General features: G+C 58.5%; 12 protein-coding genes. 10 read left to right on the top strand and 2 right to left on the bottom strand.

Annotation, left to right across the window (positions count from 1 at the left end; all coding sequences use genetic code 11):
* Positions 1 to 56 precede the first annotated feature (56 nt).
* The 5 genes from AC1ME2_RS09785 to AC1ME2_RS09765 all read left to right on the top strand — a co-directional run bounded on the left by AC1ME2_RS09785 (position 57) and on the right by AC1ME2_RS09765 (position 8,583).
* The gene (locus AC1ME2_RS09785) at positions 57 to 1,595 is read left to right on the top strand and encodes a CoA-acylating methylmalonate-semialdehyde dehydrogenase (RefSeq protein WP_480440752.1); all 1,539 of its coding nucleotides are present in this window, start codon (positions 57 to 59) and stop codon (positions 1,593 to 1,595) included.
* Positions 1,596 to 1,617: 22 nt separating this feature from the next.
* Positions 1,618 to 2,505, top strand: coding sequence for a 3-hydroxyisobutyrate dehydrogenase (mmsB, locus tag AC1ME2_RS09780; RefSeq protein WP_480440751.1), 888 nt, complete (start codon positions 1,618 to 1,620; stop codon positions 2,503 to 2,505).
* A 317-nt stretch (positions 2,506 to 2,822) separates the two neighbouring features.
* Complete coding sequence (locus AC1ME2_RS09775; RefSeq protein WP_480440749.1) at positions 2,823 to 4,295, top strand: efflux transporter outer membrane subunit; 1,473 nt, start codon at positions 2,823 to 2,825, stop codon at positions 4,293 to 4,295.
* Positions 4,292 to 5,509: an efflux RND transporter periplasmic adaptor subunit gene (locus AC1ME2_RS09770; protein ID WP_480440748.1), complete on the top strand. Its 1,218-nt coding sequence runs from the start codon at positions 4,292 to 4,294 to the stop codon at positions 5,507 to 5,509. The genes AC1ME2_RS09775 and AC1ME2_RS09770 overlap by 4 nt, the downstream gene beginning before the upstream one ends.
* Positions 5,506 to 8,583 carry an efflux RND transporter permease subunit gene (locus AC1ME2_RS09765; RefSeq protein WP_480440746.1) on the top strand — a complete coding sequence of 1,026 codons (3,078 nt, stop codon included), beginning with the start codon at positions 5,506 to 5,508 and terminating at the stop codon, positions 8,581 to 8,583. The genes AC1ME2_RS09770 and AC1ME2_RS09765 overlap by 4 nt, the downstream gene beginning before the upstream one ends.
* Positions 8,584 to 8,672: 89 nt before the next feature.
* Here AC1ME2_RS09765 and AC1ME2_RS09760 read toward each other — a convergent pair whose 3' ends face one another.
* On the bottom strand, positions 8,673 to 9,017 hold the full coding sequence (locus AC1ME2_RS09760; RefSeq protein ID WP_480440745.1) for a cupin domain-containing protein: 345 nt from the start codon (positions 9,015 to 9,017) through the stop codon (positions 8,673 to 8,675).
* Between the two features lie 457 nt (positions 9,018 to 9,474).
* Between AC1ME2_RS09760 and mdaB the strand changes: the two genes are divergently transcribed.
* The 4 genes from mdaB (at position 9,475) to AC1ME2_RS09740 (ending at position 13,657) form a co-directional block, all read left to right on the top strand.
* Positions 9,475 to 10,059, top strand: a complete 585-nt coding sequence (gene mdaB, locus AC1ME2_RS09755; protein ID WP_480440743.1) for an NADPH:quinone oxidoreductase MdaB — start codon at positions 9,475 to 9,477, stop codon at positions 10,057 to 10,059.
* Positions 10,060 to 10,487: 428 nt separating this feature from the next.
* Positions 10,488 to 11,384: a LysR substrate-binding domain-containing protein gene (locus AC1ME2_RS09750; RefSeq protein WP_480440742.1), complete on the top strand. Its 897-nt coding sequence runs from the start codon at positions 10,488 to 10,490 to the stop codon at positions 11,382 to 11,384.
* Positions 11,385 to 11,495: 111 nt separating this feature from the next.
* Positions 11,496 to 12,641: an alpha/beta hydrolase gene (locus AC1ME2_RS09745; protein ID WP_480440741.1), complete on the top strand. Its 1,146-nt coding sequence runs from the start codon at positions 11,496 to 11,498 to the stop codon at positions 12,639 to 12,641.
* A gap of 122 nt (positions 12,642 to 12,763) precedes the next feature.
* Positions 12,764 to 13,657 (top strand): NAD-dependent epimerase/dehydratase family protein, encoded by an 894-nt coding sequence (locus AC1ME2_RS09740; protein ID WP_480440739.1) that lies wholly within the window; start codon positions 12,764 to 12,766, stop codon positions 13,655 to 13,657.
* Positions 13,658 to 13,797: 140 nt separating this feature from the next.
* Here AC1ME2_RS09740 and AC1ME2_RS09735 read toward each other — a convergent pair whose 3' ends face one another.
* On the bottom strand, positions 13,798 to 15,381 hold the full coding sequence (locus AC1ME2_RS09735) for a peptide chain release factor 3 (RefSeq protein WP_480440738.1): 1,584 nt from the start codon (positions 15,379 to 15,381) through the stop codon (positions 13,798 to 13,800).
* Between the two features lie 331 nt (positions 15,382 to 15,712).
* Between AC1ME2_RS09735 and AC1ME2_RS09730 the strand changes: the two genes are divergently transcribed.
* On the top strand, positions 15,713 to 16,426 hold the full coding sequence (locus tag AC1ME2_RS09730; RefSeq protein WP_480440736.1) for an ABC transporter permease: 714 nt from the start codon (positions 15,713 to 15,715) through the stop codon (positions 16,424 to 16,426).
* The last annotated feature ends 2 nt before the right edge of the window (positions 16,427 to 16,428 follow it).

The raw sequence follows: 16,428 nt of genomic DNA, 5'->3' as shown, positions 1-16,428 counted from the left end.
TTGCTTTGACTTTTTTTGCCGCCCGCATCGGGCCGCTCGAATCCAGGAGAACTCCAATGAACGCTTCGCTCAATCCTTCCATCAATAAAAACGGCACCGCCGTGGCTCGCGTCAAACTGCTGATCGGTGGTGAGTGGGTCGATTCGCAGACCAACGAATGGCACGACATCGTTAACCCGGCGACTCAGGAAGTGCTGGCGCAAGTCCCCTTCGCCACCGAGTCTGAATTGAATGCTGCGGTTGCGGCCGCCGAGCAAGCCTTCAAAACCTGGCGCCTCACCCCCATCGGTGCGCGGATGCGCATCATGCTCAAGCTCCAGGCATTGATCCGCGAACACTCGAAACGCATCGCTGTGGTGTTGAGTGCAGAACAAGGCAAGACCATTGCCGATGCGGAAGGCGACATCTTCCGTGGTCTGGAAGTGGTCGAACACGCGTGCTCCATCGGTACGTTGCAGATGGGCGAATTCTCTGAAAACGTCGCAGGTGGCGTAGATACCTACACGCTGCGCCAACCGATCGGCGTCTGCGCCGGGATCACGCCTTTCAACTTTCCGGCAATGATTCCGCTGTGGATGTTCCCGATGGCCATCGCCTGCGGTAACACCTTCGTCCTCAAACCGTCCGAGCAAGACCCGCTGTCGACCATGCTGTTGGTGGAGCTGGCCGTCGAGGCGGGCGTGCCAGCCGGTGTGCTTAACGTGGTCCACGGCGGCAAGCAAGTAGTGGACGGGATCTGTACCCACAAAGACATCAAGGCCGTGTCCTTCGTCGGTTCGACCGCAGTGGGCACTCACGTCTACAAACTTGCCGGCGAGCACGGCAAACGTGTGCAATCGATGATGGGCGCGAAAAACCACGCGGTGGTTCTGCCCGATGCCAATCGTGAGCAGACCCTGAACGCACTGGTTGGCGCTGGGTTCGGTGCTGCAGGTCAGCGCTGCATGGCGACTTCTGTGGTGGTGTTGGTGGGCGCGGCAAAACAATGGTTGCCAGACCTCAAGGCGCTGGCACAGAAACTCAAGGTCAACGCCGGTAGCGAAGCGGGCACCGACGTCGGTCCGGTGATTTCAAAACGGGCCAAGGAACGTGTGCTGGGTCTGATCGAAAGCGGTGTTCGCGAAGGCGCCAAGCTGGAGCTGGATGGGCGCAACGTCTCGGTGCCAGGCTTCGAAGACGGCAATTTCATCGGCCCGACCTTGTTCTCGGGTGTGACCACTGAGATGCAGATCTACACCCAGGAAATCTTCGGCCCCGTACTGGTGGTGCTGGAAGTCGACACCCTCGATCAAGCGATTGCTATGGTCAACGCTAACCCGTACGGCAACGGCACGGGCTTGTTCACCCAAAGCGGGGCGGCGGCGCGCAAGTTCCAGAGTGAGATCGATGTCGGCCAGGTGGGTATTAACATCCCGATTCCTGTGCCTGTGCCATTCTTTAGCTTCACTGGCTCGCGTGGTTCGAAACTCGGTGATCTGGGCCCGTACGGCAAACAAGTGGTGCAGTTCTACACCCAGACCAAAACCGTCACCAGCCGTTGGTTCGACGATGACAGCGTGAACGATGGCGTGAACACCACCATCCATCTGCGCTAAGTCACCTGACAGGAGAACGACTATGAAAATCGCATTTATCGGCCTCGGCAACATGGGCGCTCCCATGGCCCGCAACTTGATCAAGGCCGGTCATCAGCTGAGTTTGTTCGACCTAAACCAGACCGTATTGGCCGAACTCGCGGCGCTGGGCGGTCACATCAGCACTTCGCCCAAGGACGCGGCGCAGGGCAGCGAGCTGGTCATCACCATGCTGCCGGCTGCCGCACATGTGCGCAGCGTGTACCTGAATGAAGATGGCGTACTGGCCGGCATCGCCCGAGGCGTGCCCGCAGTGGATTGCAGCACCATCGATCCACAGACCATCCGCGATGTGGCAGCGGCTGCGGCCAAGCAAGGCGTGGTGTTGGGTGATGCACCTGTTTCCGGTGGCACGGGCGGTGCGCAAGCTGGCACCCTGACCTTTATGGTCGGCGCCAGCGCAGAACACTTCGAAGTGCTGAAACCGGTATTGGCGCAGATGGGCAAGAATATTGTCCACTGCGGCGACATCGGCACCGGTCAGATCGCCAAGATCTGCAACAACATGCTGCTGGGGATTTCCATGATCGGCGTGGCCGAAGCCATGGCTCTGGGCAACTCGCTGGGGATCGATACCGGCGTTCTGGCCAACATCATCAACAGCTCCACCGGGCGTTGCTGGAGTTCCGAGGTCTACAACCCGTGGCCGGGCATCGTCGAAACCGCGCCAGCGTCACGCGGTTATACCGGTGGCTTCGGTGCGGAACTGATGCTCAAGGACCTGGGATTGGCGACCGAAGCAGCACGAGTCGCCCATCAGCCGGTGATTCTCGGTGCCATGGCGCAACAGCTGTATCAGGCGATGAGCCTGCGCGGCGAAGGCGGCAAGGATTTCTCGGCAATTGTTGAGTCGTACTGCAAGGCCGAGTAACGCGGCAAGCCTGATTGCCTCCGGCCCGCTCGTTGAGCCTATCAACGAGCGGGTCGCGGGAATTGGCAGCGCAAGACCCATTCACCCTCGCTTCGAATGATGTCGACCCCTCAAATCACCCTCCATAAAATCGATCCGACAACCGGGTTCGGCATCCTGCCCGTCCAAGGTTATGTCGTGCAGATGGGCGCCCCATCGTTGCGGTACGGCTACCTAAACAATTGTTTAAGTACAGAGGACCGCTCTGACAGTCGTCGTTCGCTATCTTCGTGCCATTCGTGGGTCATGCCACAAGGGTTAACGGGGACAATCAGCACATGCCAGCCGCAACAATACCGTCGGCGCTCACGCAGCGTTTATCTCCAGGGCGCACGATCAGATCAGGACGGGCAGTCCGGTCCCTGGTGTTCACGGGATGGCTGATGCTTGGGGGGTGTTCTCTGGTGCCTTCCTACAATCAGCCCGACGTGCCGCTCGCCTCTGCGTGGACGGGTGCGCAAGGTGCCGCTGAGGCGCCCGCGTCAGGTGGGCCGTGGTGGAAAGAGTTTCACAGCCAGGAACTCGACGGACTGATCGCCAAGGGGCTGAGCGAAAACTATACGCTCAAGGCCGCCATGAGCCGGATCGATGAAGCGCGGGGCCTTGCACAGGTAGCGGGGGCTGCGCAGTACCCGCTGCTGTCCCTCGGCGGTAACGTTCAGCGCCAGGACAATTACGGGACCACCGCAAAACGCAGCGTGTTTGCCGAGGCCACCTACGAGGTTGATTTCTGGGGCAAAGCGCGGGCGGCGGCTGATTCCTCCACTGCCCTGGCGAATGCGAGTGTGTTCGATGCCCAGACGCTGCGCATGACCTTGGGCGCGACCATTGCTACCACGTATTTTCAGGTGCTGTCGCTGAATGATCGACTGCGCCTTGCCCAGTCGATTGCCGACAATGCGCAGCAGGTGCTTGAGCTGGTCGAGGTCCAGGCCAGTCAAGGCGCGGTTTCCAACCTTGAGGTCGAGCAACAGCGCAATGCCTTGCAGACGTTTCAGGCTGCCATGCCGCCATTGCGTCAGCAGCGCGATCAGGCGCTGTATCAGTTGGCCGTGTTGGTGGGCGTCCCACCGCAAGGTTTCAAGATTGATCAAACCGGCCTCCAGGACCTCGCGGTTCCGCACCCGGATGCCGGATTGCCCATCGGCCTGTTGCGGCAACGCCCGGACGTGCAAGCGGCAGAGGCTCGATTGAAGTCGGCCAACTTCGATGTCGGTGTCGCACGGGCGGCATTTCTTCCCAATATTTCGCTGGACCTGATGGGCGGGATCGACACCCTCGCGGGCGGCGGCATCTGGAGTGCCATCGGCACACTGGCCCAGCCGGTGTTCGCGGGCGGGCAGCTCACAGGTCAATTGAATGTCGACCGGGCCCATGCTCAGGAGTTGACCGCCAGTTACCGGGAGTCAGTGATTGAGGCCCTGCAAGATGTGGAGACGCAGCTCAGCGCCGCGCATCAGCTCGATCAAACCTACACGCTGAATCAGGCTGCAGTCACTTCCGCGCGTGAAGCCGCCAGGCTAGCGCAAGTCCGTTATCGGCTGGGCTCCACCGACTTCCAGACCCTGCTCATTGTCGAGCGCACCCAATACCAGGCCGAAGACAGCCTGTTGCAGGTCCGCTTGCAGCATTTGCAGGCTGCGGTCGGCTTGTTTCGGGCGTTGGGGGGTGACTTCACACCCGCGACCATTGCTGCTGACTCGAACCCTTCAGCGTCTTCTTCATCCACCTTTAAGGCCACCCATCCATGAACCTCATGCCATCTGCTTTGCCTCGACGTTGGCTTTTTCCGGGGCTGGTCATCGTGATGATCGTCGTGATGATCGTCGTGGCTTTACTGGCTCGTTACGCGTGGGCGGGGCGGACTCAGGCGGCGCCGGTTGGCCAACAGGATTCCGCCGTCCCTGTACTCATGCAGCAGGCTCAGCAACAGGACCTGCCGATCTGGCTCGACGCAATCGGTAATGTGCAACCACTCAACAGCGTCAACGTGCGCGTGCGGGTCGATGGTGAGTTGCAGAAGGTGCTGTTTGCCGAGGGGCAGATGGTCACCGAGGGCAGTCAACTGGCGCAGATCGACCCCCGGGTCTATCAGGCTCAGGTAGCGCAGGCAGTGGCCCTGGTGGCCAAGGATCAGGCGCAACTGGCGAACCTGCGTGTCAATCTGGATCGGGCCATCAAGTTGGCGCAGGCCAAGGCGGGACCTACGCAGGATGTGGACACCTTCCGCGCTCAACTGGCGGCCCAGCAGGCCACCGTTCAGGCGGATCAGGCGGCGCTCGATAACGCCCGGCTGCAGCTGAGCTTTACCCAGGTCATGGCGCCGCTGACCGGGCGCACCGGCCAACGCTTGCTGGACGTTGGCTCAATTGCGCATGGCGCAGAGGCTACTGGGCTGGTCACTATTACCCAGATGAACCCGATTTCGGTGGCCTTTTCCGTCTCCCAGGACGACCTGCCCGAAATACTCGAAGAGAACGGCCGACAGGCACTGCAAGTGGTGGCTGTAACGCGTGACGGTAAAAAACAGATCGCGACCGGTCATCTCAGTTTCATCGACAGTCAGGTGTCGGCTGCCAGTGGGCAGATCCAGCTCAAGGCTGAGTTCGACAATGCGCAAAACCAGTTGTGGCCTGGCCAATTGGTCAGCGCGCGGCTGCTCTTGCACACCCAGCGCGGTGCCACGGTGGTGCCGGCCACCGCGGTTCAGCAAGGTCAGAAAGGTTCGTTCGTGTACGTCGTCAATGCGGATCAACGGGTAGAGCCGCGTCAGGTCGACGCCGCGTCGGTAGTGGCCGATCAACAATGGATTCGCCAAGGTCTGGCGCTCGGTGAAACCGTCGTCGTGCAGGGGCAGTCGCGGATCGCACCGGGTATTCGTGTCATGGCGATCAAGCCCGAAGCGAACGCCGCTCAAACGCTTGCTCAATCGCAGTCGCCTGCCGTTATAGAGGTTCCTCGATGAACGCCTTGTCGAGCTTGATCCCGCGTCGCGTAGGCCTGAGCCTGCTGGCGTTGGGGGTGATGTTGCTGGGTAGCTTCGCGTACTTCCAGTTGCCCGTGGCACCGCTGCCGACCGTGGATTTTCCGACCATTCAGGTCACTGCGAAATTGTCCGGGGCCAGTGCCGAAACCATGGCGACGTCGGTGGCGACGCCGCTAGAGAGAGCGTTCTCGGCGGTACCGCAGGTCACGTCGATGACCTCCACCAGCGCGGCGGGCAAAACCCAGGTCGTGCTGCAATTCGACCTGTCCCGCGATATTGATGGCGCTGCCCAGGACGTGCAGTCGGCGATCAATACCGCCAGTGCCACGTTGCCGAAAACCATGACCAGCACGCCGACGTTCAACAAGGTCAACCCTGCGGAGTTCACGGTGTTGTCGTTGGCGCTGACCTCGCCGACCCGCACCTTGCCCGAGCTGGACCGTTACGCTGATAACTACCTGGCCCAGCAACTGTCGCAGATGCCTGGGGTCGGTATGGTGGATTTTCATGGTGAGCAAAAACCCGCCGTGCGTATCCAGATCGACCCGGACGCGTTGGCCGCTCGCGGTTTGACACTGGAAGACGTGCGCAGTGTGATTGGCCTGAGTACCCTCGATCAGCCTAAAGGCAGCCTCGATGGCCAGTACCGTTCGATCACCCTTGGCGCCACTGACCAATTGCTTGATCCCAAGGGCTATCGTGATCAGGTCGTGGCCTACAAAAACGGTGTGCCCATCAAGCTGGGCGACTTGGGCAAGGTAATCGATGGTGCCGAAGACACCCAGCAGGCAGCGGCCATCGGTGGACAACCGACCATCGTTGTCGACATCCATAAACAGCCCGGTTTCAACGTTCTGTCGACGATTAAGACGATCAAGTCACGGCTGCCGGCGCTGACCGCTTCACTGCCTCGCGATGTTCAGGTTCAAGTGGTGGGCGACCGCACGCAGACCATCGAAGCGTCGGTCAATGACGTTCAGTTCACCCTGCTGCTGTCTATTGCACTGGTTGTCGTGGTCATTTTCGTTTTTCTGCGCAAAGCGACTGCAACACTGATCCCGAGCCTGACGATTCCGCTGTCGTTGGTGGCGACTTTCGCAGTGATGTACCTGCTTGGCTACAGCCTCGATAACCTGTCGATCATGGGCCTGGCGATTGCCGTGGGGTTTGTGGTCGACGATGCCATCGTGGTCATGGAAAACATCGTCCGTCACCTGGAGATGGGCAAGTCGCGAATGCAGGCCGCGGTGGATGGGCTACGCGAAGTGGCGTTCACCATTGTCTCGATGACGGTGTCGCTGATTGCCGTGTTCTTGCCCATTCTGCTGATGGGCGGCATCGTCGGGCGGCTCATGCGTGAGTTTGCGGTGACCGTCAGTGTGGCCATTTTAATGTCGTGCATTGTCTCGCTGACGATCACCCCAATGCTCTGCGCCTGGTTGCTCAAGCACGAGGAGGAATCCCGTCCAGGGCGCTTCTCGCAGGCCTGTGAAAATGCATTTACCGGCATCCTGAATGGATATCGTCGCAGCCTTGACTGGGTGCTCGACCATCAACGCCTGACCCTGGCGGTCGCGATGGCGACGTTCGTGGCGACGGCGGCATTGTATGTCTACATTCCCAAGGGCTTTTTCCCGCAACAGGACAATGGCTTGATCCAGGGCGTGGCTGAAGCTGCACCGGATATTTCGCCCAAGGCGATGCGTGAGCAGGTCGCTCTCCTCGCAAATATCGTCGGCCAGGACCCGGCCGTGGCCAAGGTCTATTTCTGGATCGGACCCAACCCGACGATCAGCCAGGGCAAGGTGATGATCAACCTCAAACCCTTCAGCGATCGCACCACGTCGGCCCAGCAGGTGATCGCCCGGTTACAGCCGCAGCTCGACAAAGTCCCCGGCATCAAGCTGTTCATGCAGGCCAACCAGGACATACAAATCGGCGGGCGGGCCAGTAAGACCCAGTATCAGTACACCCTTCAGGACCCGGACAGTGTCGAGCTGGATCATTGGAGCGGGGTGCTTCTGGACAAACTCAAGGGCTTGCCGCAGTTGCAACATGTCACCTCCGATCAACAGCGCGCAGCGACACAGGCAACCCTGGTGATAGACCGGGCAACGGCGGCACGGATGGGCGTCTCGGTACAGGCCATCGACGACGTGTTGTATGACGCCTTCGGCCAGCGTCAGGTGGCGACGATGTTCACGCAACTGGACCAGAATCAGGTCATCCTGGAACTCGATCCGCGCTGGCAGTTGTCCATTGCGACACTGGGTCATCTCTACGTACATTCGAGTTCTGGCACGTTGGTGCCGTTGAACCTGCTGTCCGACATCAAGAACGAACTGATGCCGATCGTCATCAACCATCAAGGTGTGTTCCCGGCGATCACGCTGTCGTTCGACCTGGCACCGGGGCACGCCTTGAGCGAGGCTGTTACCGCGATTCAGCAAACATCGCTGGCGGTGGCGCTGCCTGACAGCGTTGTGGGTAGTTTTCAGGGGACCGCTCAGGCATTTCAGGACTCGCTCAAATCCCAGCCATGGCTGATTCTTGCGGCGATCCTGACCGTCTATATCGTGCTGGGCGTCCTGTATGAAAGCGCGATCCATCCATTGACGATTATCTCGACGTTGCCTTCGGCGGGCTTCGGGGCTCTGTTGGCGTTGATTATTTGCGGACAAGACCTGTCGGTGCTCGGGATGATTGGCATCATTTTGCTGATTGGCATCGTCAAGAAGAACGCGATCATGATCGTCGACTTTACGCTGGCGGCAGAAGCCCAGGGCTTGTCGCCTCGCGAGGCGGTACGTGAGGGTTGTCTGCTACGCCTGAGGCCGATCCTGATGACCTCGCTGGCCGCATTGCTGGGTGCAGTGCCGTTGGCGTTCGGTCATGGCGCCGGTTCTGAATTACGTCAGCCACTGGGTATCGCCATCGTCGGCGGCCTGGCGGTCTCGCAACTGTTGACGTTGTACACCACACCGGTCGTTTACCTCTGGTTCAACCGTCTTCGAACGCGTCCGGAGGTCATTCCCGCACTCGTCAACGTCTGAATGCCTATAACGCTTCGGGGCGGCGGGTCATGGCCGATGCTTTCGCCATGACCGCCTCCGCCGAGCAGCACTGATCGATAAAGAGCAGCTCAAGCAAAAACGAAATACTTGCGCACGGTTTCGACCACTTCCCACGTACCTTTCATACCGGGCTCGACCACGAAAATATCGCCAGCGCGCAGATGGATAGGTGCCATGCCGTCAGGGGTGATGATGCAGTAGCCTTCCTGGAAATGGCAGTACTCCCACTTCACATAGTCCACCCGCCACTTGCCTGGAGTGCAGATCCAGGTGCCCATGATCTTGCTGCCGTCCTCGGAGGTGTAGGCGTTGAGGTTGACGGTGTGCGGGTCACCTTCGAGTTTTTCCCATTTGCAGGCGTCGAGCAGGGGCAATGGGTGGGTATCGCGAAGGACGGTAATCGGCGTAGACATGACAACTCCAAGGGTGGGGGCGCGGTTGTCAGACGGTGCAGTCCGCGCTCCGACACCATAGGGCGGTTATGTCAGGGGCAATTGTCTGTACTCGACACTGAGCTATCCAGAAGCGCTGAGCTTGGCAGGCTGTGTGAAAACTACTGCGCTCGGCAATACTGCGTTAAAAACAGGCTCGGAATGCTCATTTACAACACGTAAACTCCGCTTCCTCGCCTGTTTTTTCCTTGTCTTGCCTTCGCTCGCTACGTTTTCACACAGCCTGCTGGACTCAAGGCCTCAAAACCCTGCAGCAACAATCTGAGCGCTATTCGTGCGTTTTTATCAAATGTAATTTGCCCGCCTGCGGCTTATTCATTCGCTGTCTCGTCGGTACCCTGCCGTCAGTCAATTTTTAACCTCCTCAATCGGCCGCGTCTGCACTGCGGTTTGCGATTGAATACTGATGAGACCTTTCATGAAAAAAATTCTGTTATTGAACGGCGGCAAAAAATTCGCTCACTCCGAAGGTTTGTATAACGCCACCTTGCACAACGCGGCATTGGCGTTCCTTGATCACTCCGGTTTTGATATCAAAGAAACCCAAATCGACGCCGGTTATGACGTGGCTGAAGAGGTGGCCAAATTTATCTGGGCCGACGTGATCATTTACCAGATGCCGGGCTGGTGGATGGGGGCGCCGTGGACCGTGAAGAAGTACGTCGATGAAGTGTTTACCGAAGGTCATGGCAGCCTGTACGCCAGCGACGGGCGTACCCGTTCCGATGCGTCGCAGAAATACGGCAGCGGTGGGTTGTTGCAGGGCAAGCAGTACATGATTTCCGCAACCTGGAACGCCCCGCAGCAAGCATTCGATGACCCGAGCGATTTCTTCGAAGGGAAAGGCGTGGACGCGGTGTACTTCCCGTTTCATAAAGCCAACGCGTTTTTGGGCCTGACAGCGCTGCCGACGTTCCTCTCTGTCGACGTGATGAAAGTCCCGGCCATAGAGGCTGATGTGAAGCGCTATGAGCAGCATTTGGCAAACGTATTCAGCGTCTGATTCTGTAGGAGATGCCGCCCCGTTTCCGTTTCCGACGCCGCGCTGTCGCGCAGCAAACTGGGTGTTTGGTTCACTCTGAACTCCCGTGAGAGCAGGCCTGCAACTACGCGTCCCGCTGCGAACGCGTTGGATCAGGCTCAAATATTCCGCAAGTCATGACGATCTCTTTTACACGACGGGCCTCTTCGCAGGCAAGCCTGCTCCCACAGTTGATCTGCTCTGACAGAAAATAATCATTTAAAAACAATAACTTAAAGATTTTATAGAGAGCCAGCCTGTTGGCGAGGCGGTAAATCTGACACCGCCAAGCGCTCTCCAACAATACGGCGCGTCCCGGTTGCTACAGGGGATCTGTGCCGCGAATGAAACAGTCTTTCTTTTGCACAAAACAAGGCTAATATTTAGCCAGTTTTGAGCGGGAGACAACAGTGAAAGCCAGATCAGATGAGCTGCAGGTATTCGTTTCGGTGATTGAAAGCGGCTCGATTTCTGCCGCTGCCGAACACGTGGGGCAAACCCCTTCGGCGATCAGCAGGACGTTGTCGCGGCTTGAGGCGAAGCTGGGAACCACCCTGATCAATCGCACCACGCGGCGCATGGACCTGACGGAAGAGGGTAAGTTTTTCCTCGAAAAAGCCAAGCAGATTCTGGCGCAGATGGATGAACTTGAAGAGCGCTTGTCCCTGCGCCAGCACGTGCCCTCCGGCCGTTTGCGGATCAATGCCGCGTCGCCGTTCATGCTGCACGCGGTGGTGCCTTACGTCGCCGAGTTCCGCGCGCTGTACCCGGACATTCAGCTTGAACTGAACAGCAACGACCTGATCATCGACTTGCTTGAACAAAGCACGGATGTGGCGATTCGCATCGGTATCCTTGCCGATTCGACGCTGCATGCGCGTTCGTTGGGCAGCAGCCCGCTGAATATTCTCGCCAGCCCCGCCTATCTAGAACAGCACGGCATACCGACCACGGTGGAAGCACTGGCGAGCCACGCCTTGCTCGGCTTTACCCAGACAGAAAGCCTGAACCATTGGCCGTTGCGCCACGCAGAGGGTGATCGATTGCAGATCCAGCCTGCGGTGTCCGCCTCCAGTGGCGAGACCTTGCGCCAGTTGGCGTTGGCCGGGGAGGGCATTGTTTGCCTTTCTCACTTCATGACCCACGAAGACATCCGCCTCGGGCGACTGCAGGTGATCCTGCCGGAAGCCAACAGTGGTTATCGGCAACCGATCCATGCGGTGTACTACCGAAACTCGCAGTTGGCGCTGCGCATTCAATGTTTTCTCGATTTCATCCAAAAGAAGCTGGCGAATTACGCCGCGTAGGGCAGGTATTTACCCATTATTTACCGTGTCCCACTCGTGGCATGAGGCCGGTGCGGTTAGGCTTGCTTGTTATAGCCGAGCCAACTGATAGGGATGAACTGTGTGGGGCGCATGAATTTTCAACCGAGACACTGGCTTGCTGTAAGTGTGCTGATCGGCACCCTGGGTCTGATAGCTGGCTGCGCCAGCGACCCAGCGGACCCGCACATCAAATTCGCCGAATGGGTTAACCAGGATCTGGCCACGGCCTATCAACCTGCCCACAACGGCATTTCCAACTGGGATGAGACCTGGCAGCTCGGGCGGCAATCGGTCGATGTTGCCTGGGTGGCACCCGACACCCATGAGCGGTTACCGCTGATCATTTACCTGCCGGGCCTCGGCGAGTCGGCCACGGCCGGTGAAGAATGGCGTAATGCCTGGGCGCAGGCCGGGTACGCGGTGTTGTCGATTCAGGGGCAATATTACGGCCCGGCACTCTATGCCACGAGTCAGGCCCAAGCGGGCGTGTTTCGTGAGCTGGCGGCTGATCGCTACTCCGGCGCAGCCTTGCACGACCGTCTGGCAACCCTGCAAAAAGTGCTGACCGAAGTACGGGCACGGGCAGCGAAAGGCGATGTGCAACTCGCTTCTATCGACTGGAGCCAAGTGGTCGTGGCCGGTTTTGACTTAGGTGCGCAGACGGCCGTTGCGGTGGCTGGCGCGGGAGACGCGGGCGTCGCATCTGGCGTTGATATTCAGCCTAAAGCCTTGCTGCTGCTCAGTCCTTATGTTGAAGTCGGGGCCAGGCCTGAGGTGTTCGCTCGCATAACGTCGCCAGTACTGACGATCACCAGCCCGGACGATGACGACCCCTTTAATTGGGTCAGCTCTAACCAACAGAGGGAATTACTCGGCGAGTCGGTGACGGTTGCTGGCAGTTATCGCCTGAAGCTGGCGCGGTCTACTTACAAGACCTTGTCCGGCTCTGATTTGGTCCCTATTCCGCCTGATAAAAAGGCGACAAGCAAGCCGCCAGGCGACGAGCACACCCCTGGCGGGAAAAGTCATGCCAAGGGCAAAAGCGCGCGATCTGCAGGCTCCGCTTACAGCCCTGTCGGTGCAGAGCCTGCTCCGGACCCTAAACAAGTCGCCGCCATTCAGGCGATCAGCCAGGCTTTTTTCGACAGCCGCATCAGGCACAATCCGGTCGCCAATGAGTGGCTGCAAAAAGCCGCGCCGGGCTGGTTGGGGCGTGCGGGACAGCTGCAACAGTGACCGTTGGACGCCGGTCATTCGTGATTTCAGCGCAACAGTCATTTGGCTCGGCGGATCTTTTTCATGGGTAATAACTTCTCAATACTGGGTATAGATTGTTTAACCCATTGAGGAGTTATCCCATGAACATCTTCATCACCGGCTCCGCAGGTTTTATTGGCGGCTCCATCGCCACCGGGCTGGTCAAAAAAGGCCATCACGTTACCGGTCTGGTGCGCAGCGCCGAACAGGCTGAAGAGATGACCGCGCTGGGTATTACGCCGGTCATTGGCACGCTGGACGACAGCGCACTGCTGACCGAACAAGCGAGCAAGGCCGATGGCGTGATCAATGCCGCCAGCAGCGACCACCGTGGTGCCGTCGAAGCGTTGATCACCGGTCTCAAAGGCTCGAACAAACCCTTCTTGCATACCAGTGGTTCGAGCATCGTCGGTGATGCGTCTGGCGGTAAATCCAGCGACGTGATTTATGTCGAAGATCAATTGCCTGAGCCGACTGCCGACAAGGCTGGCCGTGTAGCCATCGACAACCTGGTATTGGGTGCGGCAAAACAGGGCGTGCGCTCCGCAGTGATCTGCAACACCCTGATCTATGGTCACAGCCTGGGTGTGAAACGCGACAGCGTGCAATTGCCACGGTTGCTGAAACAAGCACAAAAAAGCGGCATCGTCCGTCACGTGGGAACGGGCCAGAATATTTGGTCCAACGTGCACATTGAAGACGTAGTGGAGCTTTACGCATTGGCGCTGGAGAAAAATCCGGCCGGTACGTTCTACTTCGTGGAGAGTGGCGAAGCGGCGTTTGTCGACATGAGCAACGCTATCGCGCAGGTATTGGGTCTGGGCAAAGCGCAGGACTGGCCGCTCAAAGACGCTGAAGCCGAGTGGGGCTATGAAATGGCCAACTATGGTTTAGGTTCCAATAGCCGGGTACGCGGCAAACATGCTCGTGAACTGCTGGGCTGGGTGCCGAAGCGTACATCGGTGATTGATTGGATTCGCAATGAAATGATCTGAGTCTGTCAGGTAGACCGTGTGAAGCTATTCGCAGGCAAGCCTGCTCCCACAGAATTTTTGTATCAGTCACACATCGGTGTCTGTCCAAAAAATCCTGTGTGGGAGCAGGCTTGCAACTACGCGTTCCGCTTTACTCGCTATCAGTGATGCTCACGCGTTGCGCGGAATTTCACATCGGGCCAGCGCTCTTCCATCAGGGCCAGGTTGACCCGGGTCGGTGCCAGGTAGGTCAGGTGACCGCCGCCATCGATTGCAAGGTTTTCTACGGCCTTGATCTGGAAGTCCTCGAGCTTTTTCTTGTCGCTGCATTCAATCCAGCGGGCTGACCACACGGTAATTGGCTCGTAAGCGCACTCGACCTTGTATTCCTCTTTCAAGCGGCTGGCGACCACATCGAATTGCAGCACACCGACGGCGCCGAGGATGATGTCGTTGCTGCGCGTCGGGAAGAACACCTGCGTCGCGCCTTCTTCGGCCAGTTGCTGCAAGCCCTGACGCAATTGCTTGGACTTGAGCGGGTCTTTCAGGCGTACGCGGCGGAACAGTTCCGGGGCGAAGTGCGGGATACCGGTGAAGCCCAGGTTCTCACCTTCGGTGAAGGTGTCGCCAATCTGGATCGTGCCGTGGTTATGCAGGCCGATGATGTCGCCGGCGAAGGCTTCTTCCAGTTGTTCGCGCTCGGAGGAGAAGAACGTCAGCGCGTCGCCGATTCGCACTTCTTTGCCCAGACGCACGTGGCGCATCTTCATGCCTTTGTCATAGCGGCCCGAACAGATACGCATGAAAGCAATACGGTCACGGTGCTTGGGGTCCATGTTCGCTTGAATCTTGAACACGAAACCGCTGAATTTTTCTTCGTTTGGTTCCACGGTGCGTTCGTTGGCGACCCGGGCCAGTGGCTTGGGTGCCCAGTTCACAACAGCGTCCAGCACGTGATCGACACCGAAGTTACCCAGCGCAGTGCCGAAGAACACCGGGGTCAACTGGCCGTCGAGGAATTCTTGCTGGTTGAACTCGTGGCAGGCGCCTTGCACCAGCTCCAGCTGATCGACGAAGCGTTTGTACTCATCACCCAAGTGGGCGCGGGCTTCATCCGAATCAAGCTTTTCGATGATCTTGACGTCGGTACGCTCATGGCCGTGACCGGCGGTGTAGACAATGATGTAGTCGTCGGCCAGGTGGTACACGCCCTTGAAGTCGCGGTAGCAACCAATGGGCCAGGTGATCGGTGCGGCTTTGATCTTGAGGACGGCTTCGATTTCATCAAGCAGTTCGATCGGGTCACGGATGTCACGGTCGAGTTTGTTGATAAAGCTGATGATAGGGGTGTCGCGCAAACGGCAGACATCCATCAACGCGATGGTCCGTGGTTCGACGCCTTTACCACCATCGAGCACCATCAATGCCGAATCCACTGCCGTCAGGGTGCGGTAGGTGTCTTCGGAGAAGTCTTCGTGGCCCGGGGTGTCGAGCAAGTTGATCATGTGGTCGCGATACGGAAACTGCATGACCGACGTGGTGATGGAAATCCCGCGCTGTTTCTCCATCTCCATCCAGTCGGATGTCGCATGGCGGTCGGATTTACGTGACTTCACCGTGCCGGCGATAGAAATGGCCTTACCCATCAACAGCAGCTTTTCGGTGATGGTGGTCTTGCCCGCATCCGGGTGGGAAATGATGGCGAAAGTGCGGCGTTTCGCGACTTCGGCGGCCTGGTTGGTCATGGGAAATCGCCTGGCAGGTGATTCAAAAAAGGGCGCCGATTATAGCCCAACTGGATGCAATAACCGAACCGTTCAGTCGATCACGGGTGGCGAAATAGTGTCTTTCATGGGAACCTTTCAGGTCGTGGAGACGTCCACTCCCCTGTAACAGCCAACGTCAGGGGCTGAAAAATCAGCTGGTTAGCTTGACGAAGCTGCGCTTATGGCTTGTGTTTTCGCCGAGGTTAAACCCTTACCGGCGACCCACCCGCTGCTCTTCGCGAACGTTTGTGTGCTGCCAATATTGGCCGGCCTTGCAACGCGTTTGCCGACTGAAATAAGGAGTCCGCCTGTGGCTAATCGCTATGGCAAGGGGCTATTGGGAGGTGCGGTTGTCATTGCACTTCTGGCCCTGCTGGTCCATTGGATCGGCATCAGTACCATCGAACAGTACCAAGACGATCTGTTGTTTTATCTGCAAGCTCATTTGATTCTGGTTGTTGTTTCAATGTTGGCAGCCCTGGTAGTCGGAATCCCTGCTGGCATTGCCCTCAGCCGACCGAGCATGGTCGGCCGCGCCGAACGCTTCATGCAGATCTTCAATATTGGTAACACCGTCCCACCGCTCGCCGTGCTGGCCATTGCCCTTGGGATTCTCGGGATTGGCAGCGGACCGGCCATCTTCGCCCTGTTCCTCGCCTCATTGTTGCCCATCGTGCGCAACACCTACGAAGGCCTGAAAAACGTTCAGGGTTCACTCAAGGAAGCCGCCGTCGGCATCGGCATGACACCCACCCAGGTGCTGCTGCGTGTCGAATTGCCGAATGCCGTGCCGATCATCATCGGCGGTGTGCGGGTGGCGCTGGCGATCAATGTGGGCACGGCCCCGTTGGCCTTTCTGATCGGCGCCAACAGCCTGGGCAGCCTGATTTTCCCCGGCATTGCCTTGAACAATCAGCCGCAACTGTTGCTTGGCGCAGCGTGTACTGCCTTGCTCGCACTGCTGCTTGATGGCGTGGTGACCCTGGCGAGCCGACTCTGGCTGGAACGCGGTCTGACCCGCTGATT

This window comes from Pseudomonas sp. ASL9 (genome assembly GCF_056680335.1).
Note: the sequence above shows the minus strand (reverse complement) of the source record. Positions and strands in the feature narration are given on the sequence as shown.